Raw genomic sequence first — 3,965 nt, 5'->3', positions numbered from 1 at the left:
ACCCTCAGTCAGGTAAATTTGCTCCCATTGTTGAATTCGGTAATGGTTGCATACTTGAAAGCGCCGGGCCGTTTCCCGGTAACCCAGCTTTTCTTCCAGCATGGTTTCGATTACCATTTTCTTGAATTCCGGTGTATATCTCTTGTTTGACTTCCCTTTTGGCACAATAAAACACCCCATTTGTTTTCAGTATACCATACTGTCTAACAAATGGGGTGCAGTTCACAAGGCCGGTCCTTTTTCGTTGGGAGGATTATTCAGCGAAGTACCTGGATGGAAATGCGGGTCAGATACCCCTCCGGGTCGGCCATGGAGACCTCGTCCAGCACCGCCTCTTTGTAGCAGAATTCCCCGGGGCGGAACCCATGCTCGGCGAAAAAATCCTTCAAAAGCTGAAAGGCCGGGGCGGCGTTGTAGTAGTCCCCCGCAAGATAGGTCACCGCGTACTCCCCCGCCGGTTTGATGTGGCAGGGGTGATCCTGGGGCCGATCCACTACCTTGGTGAAAAAATAGGAGTAACAGCCCCACTCCCCCCGGGCCAGAAAGTCGGCAGAGACCATGGCCCCGTAGGGGTGGCCCGCGTTCAGCCCGTTCCGGCTGCAATAGCCGATGTGACTGCACAGGGCCGAAAAGACCTAGTCGTGCTCCCCGGTGTTGATGGGCGGGCTGAGGACCAGATATTCCTCGGGCATCTCTTCCAGCCCCACCCGGCCGATCTGGCCCTGGACCCGGGGCTGGCGGCTCAGCGCCACCAGGCTCAGCTTTGTGTCAATCACCTGCTCGATTCGGCGGAGCTTCTCCTGCTCCTGGCGGACCTTCTCTTTCTGCTGTTCCAATAATTGGCGCAGGGCCTCGGGGCTGCGGTGGTCGATGTACTGGCGGATCTCGCTGAGGGGCATCCCGATTTCCTGCAAACAGCGGATGGTAAAAAACAGGTCACACTGGTTCTCGCTGTAATAGCGGTAGCCGTTTTCGTCCACAAAGGCGGGCCGGAACAGCCCGATGGCGTCGTAGTGAAAGAGGGTCCGCTTGTTGGTATTGCATAGGCGGGCGAATTCTCCTGTATTTATACATGGTTTTGGATTTTTTTGCATAAATATGCGCCTTTTCCTCTTGACTGTAACGTAACGTTACACCCTATTATAGTTGCATTGCATCGAAAGATCAAGGAGGACGAACCACATGCCTGCACTGAGCGACCGCGTTGGAACTTTTACGGATTCGGTCATCCGCCGGATGACCCGGATCAGCGATGAATATGGAGCCATCAACCTCTCCCAGGGGTTCCCGGATTTTGACCCCCCTGCCGAAATTCTGGACGCCCTGGCCAGGGTGGCCCACGAGGGGCCCCACCAGTATTCCATCACCTTCGGCGCCGAGAATTTCCGCGAGGCTTTGGCCCGCAAACAGTCCCGGGCCATCGGCCGGGAGATCGACCCCGAGAAGGAAATCGTCGTCACCTGCGGCGGCACCGAGTCTATGATGTGCGCCGTCATGACCATCTGCAACCCGGGGGACAAGATCATCGTCTTTTCTCCCTTCTACGAGAACTACGGCGCCGACGCCATCCTCTCGGGGGCCGAGCCCATCTATGTGCCCCTGGTGCCGCCGGAGTATCACTTCGACCTGAAGTTGGTGGAGGAGGGCTTCCGCCAGGGGGCCAAGGGGATCATCGTCTGCAACCCCTCCAACCCCTGCGGCAAGGTCTTTACCCGGGAGGAACTGATGGGCATCGGCCAGCTGGCCCTGCAATACGACGCCTTTGTCATCACCGACGAGGTCTACGAGCACATGGTCTATGCCCCCAACCACCACGTCTGCATGGCCTCTCTGCCCGGGATGTACGAGCACACCATCACCTGCAATTCCCTGTCCAAGACCTACTCCATCACCGGCTGGCGGCTGGGCTACCTGATCGGACCCGAGGAGGTCGTGGAGGGGGCCAAGAAGGTCCACGATTTCCTGACGGTGGGCGCCCCCGCCCCCTTGCAGGAGGCCGCGGTGGTGGGTCTGAACTTTCCCCAGAGCTACTATGACAACCTGCTGGAGACCTACACCCGCAAGCGCCAGCACTTCCTGGACGGGCTGGACCGGATCGGCCTGAAGCACAATATCCCCCAAGGCACCTACTTTGTGCTGGTGGATATCCAGGAATTTCTGGATCTGCCCCAGTTCGCCGGGTACACCGATCTCGAATTCTGCGAGTGGATGATCCGGGAGATCGGCGTAGCGGCGGTGCCGGGTTCCAGCTTCTTCCGGGAGCCGGTGAATAACCTGATCCGCCTCCACTTCGCCCGGGAAGAATCCACCATCGACGAGGCCATCCGCCGCCTGAGCCGGATGGCAGATCTGCTCCACTAAAGGCGCAGGGAGGATTCGTTTATGTCTGCCACAACCTACTTTGCAAACTACACCATCGGCCCCGACGCCTACGAGGCGGTGCCCCGGGTCTGCCGTCTCTACGGCACCCGGGCCCTGCTGATCGGGGGCGAAAAGGCCATGGCCGCCGCTGCCCCCGCCCTGGAAAAGGCCCTGGAAGGCAGCGAGATCCAGATCGCCGCCCGGGAGGTGTTCGGCGCCGACTGCACCGCCCCCCGGATGGACCAGCTGGCCCAGATCGCCCGGCAGTGCGGGGCCGAGATGATTTTCGGCATGGGCGGAGGAAAAGCCCTGGATACCGCCAAGGGCGCTGCCTGGCGGGCCGGGCTGCCGGTCTTTACCTTCCCCACCATTGCGGCCACCTGCGCCGGAACCACCGCCCTCTCGGTGGTCTACCGGGAGGACGGCAGCTTTGACTGCTTCGACTACTTCGACCGGCCGGCGGTCCACTGCTTCATCCACACCGGGGTCATCGCCAATGCCCCGGCCCAGTACCTGCGGGCCGGCATGGGGGACACCTTGGGCAAATACTTCGAGTGCCAATTCTCCTCCCGGGGGGAGTCGTTGCCCCACAGCTCGGCTCTGGCCCGGTCCATCAGCGGGATGTGCTGCTTCCCCCTGCTGGAGCACGGCGCGGCCGCCCTGGAGGACTGCCGCCAGCACCGCGCCACCCCCGCCCTGGAAGAGGCGGTGCTGGCCAACGTGGTGAGCACCGGCCTTGTCTCCCTGCTGGTGGACGAGAACTACAACGGCGCGGTGGCCCACTCAGTCTATTACGGCCTGGTGCTGCTGCCCGGCTTTGAGGAGAAGTTCCTCCACGGGGACGTAGTGGCCTACGGGGTGCTGGTCCAGCTGGCTCTGGACGGCCAGACCGAGGAGCTGCACAAGATCCGCCGCTTTATGCAGGAGCTGGGCATCCCCGCCAGCCTGGCCGAGATGGGGGTCCCCCTGGACCGGGAGCTGCTGGCCCCCGCCCTGGCCGAGGCCGTCCGGGGCCCCGACATGGAGCACATCCCCTACCCGGTCACCGAGGAGATGCTGTTTGAAGCCATGGCCCGGGTGGAGGCCCTGTAACCTCCGCCCCGATTTTTCGTGAGGAGTGAAACCCGATACAATGAATTCATCCACATCCGTCAACCCCAAAAATCTGCTGAAGTTTATCCTGGGCTCGGCCTTCGGCGTTTTGATGTTCCTGATGCCCATCCCCCAGGGGGATTCCTTCACCACCCTGCTGGATTTTCTGAAAACCGGACTGAAAGACCTCTTCGGCGGCAGCATGAACTACATCATCGCCGCCATCCTGGTCTTTTCGGCGGTGATGGGGGTCATTGACCTGATCGCCAAGCCCGATTTTATCCGCAAAAATTCCTATATGTCCAAGGCCTTCCACACCACCCCCTTCTATCTTGGGTCCAAGATTTTGGGCGCGGTGTTCGCTGAACTGCACCCCATTTGTTAGACAGTATGGTATACTGAAAACAAATGGGGTGTTTTATTGTGCCAAAAGGGAAGCCAAACAAGAGATATACACCGGAATTCAAGAAAATGGTAATCGAAACCATGCTGGAAGAAAAGCTGGGTTACCG

The 3,965-nt window shown here is 60.0% G+C and carries 5 protein-coding genes; 3 read left to right on the top strand and 2 right to left on the bottom strand.

Features of this window, described 5'->3' with window-relative positions; translation table 11 throughout:
• Nucleotides 1-257: 257 nt before the first annotated feature.
• Nucleotides 258-560, bottom strand: coding sequence for a GyrI-like domain-containing protein (locus JCM17207_RS01665; protein ID WP_238315836.1), 303 nt, complete (start codon nucleotides 558-560; stop codon nucleotides 258-260).
• A gap of 75 nt (nucleotides 561-635) precedes the next feature.
• Nucleotides 636-1,094, bottom strand: a complete 459-nt coding sequence (locus tag JCM17207_RS01660) for a MerR family transcriptional regulator (RefSeq protein WP_238315835.1) — start codon at nucleotides 1,092-1,094, stop codon at nucleotides 636-638.
• 88 nt (nucleotides 1,095-1,182) lie between these two features.
• Between JCM17207_RS01660 and JCM17207_RS01655 the strand changes: the two genes are divergently transcribed.
• The 3 genes from JCM17207_RS01655 to JCM17207_RS01645 are packed head-to-tail and all read left to right on the top strand — an operon-like array spanning nucleotide 1,183 to nucleotide 3,838.
• Nucleotides 1,183-2,361, top strand: a complete 1,179-nt coding sequence (locus tag JCM17207_RS01655; protein ID WP_238315833.1) for a pyridoxal phosphate-dependent aminotransferase — start codon at nucleotides 1,183-1,185, stop codon at nucleotides 2,359-2,361.
• 21 nt (nucleotides 2,362-2,382) lie between these two features.
• Nucleotides 2,383-3,453 (top strand): iron-containing alcohol dehydrogenase family protein, encoded by a 1,071-nt coding sequence (locus JCM17207_RS01650; RefSeq protein WP_238315831.1) that lies wholly within the window; start codon nucleotides 2,383-2,385, stop codon nucleotides 3,451-3,453.
• A 40-nt stretch (nucleotides 3,454-3,493) separates the two neighbouring features.
• Complete coding sequence (locus JCM17207_RS01645) at nucleotides 3,494-3,838, top strand: hypothetical protein (RefSeq protein WP_238315830.1); 345 nt, start codon at nucleotides 3,494-3,496, stop codon at nucleotides 3,836-3,838.
• Nucleotides 3,839-3,965 lie beyond the last annotated feature (127 nt).

Source organism: Faecalibacterium gallinarum (genome assembly GCF_022180365.1).
Taxonomy (GTDB): domain Bacteria; phylum Bacillota; class Clostridia; order Oscillospirales; family Ruminococcaceae; genus Faecalibacterium; species Faecalibacterium gallinarum.
The sequence above is the reverse complement of the archived record's forward strand: the minus strand, read 5'-3'. Positions and strand labels throughout refer to the sequence as shown.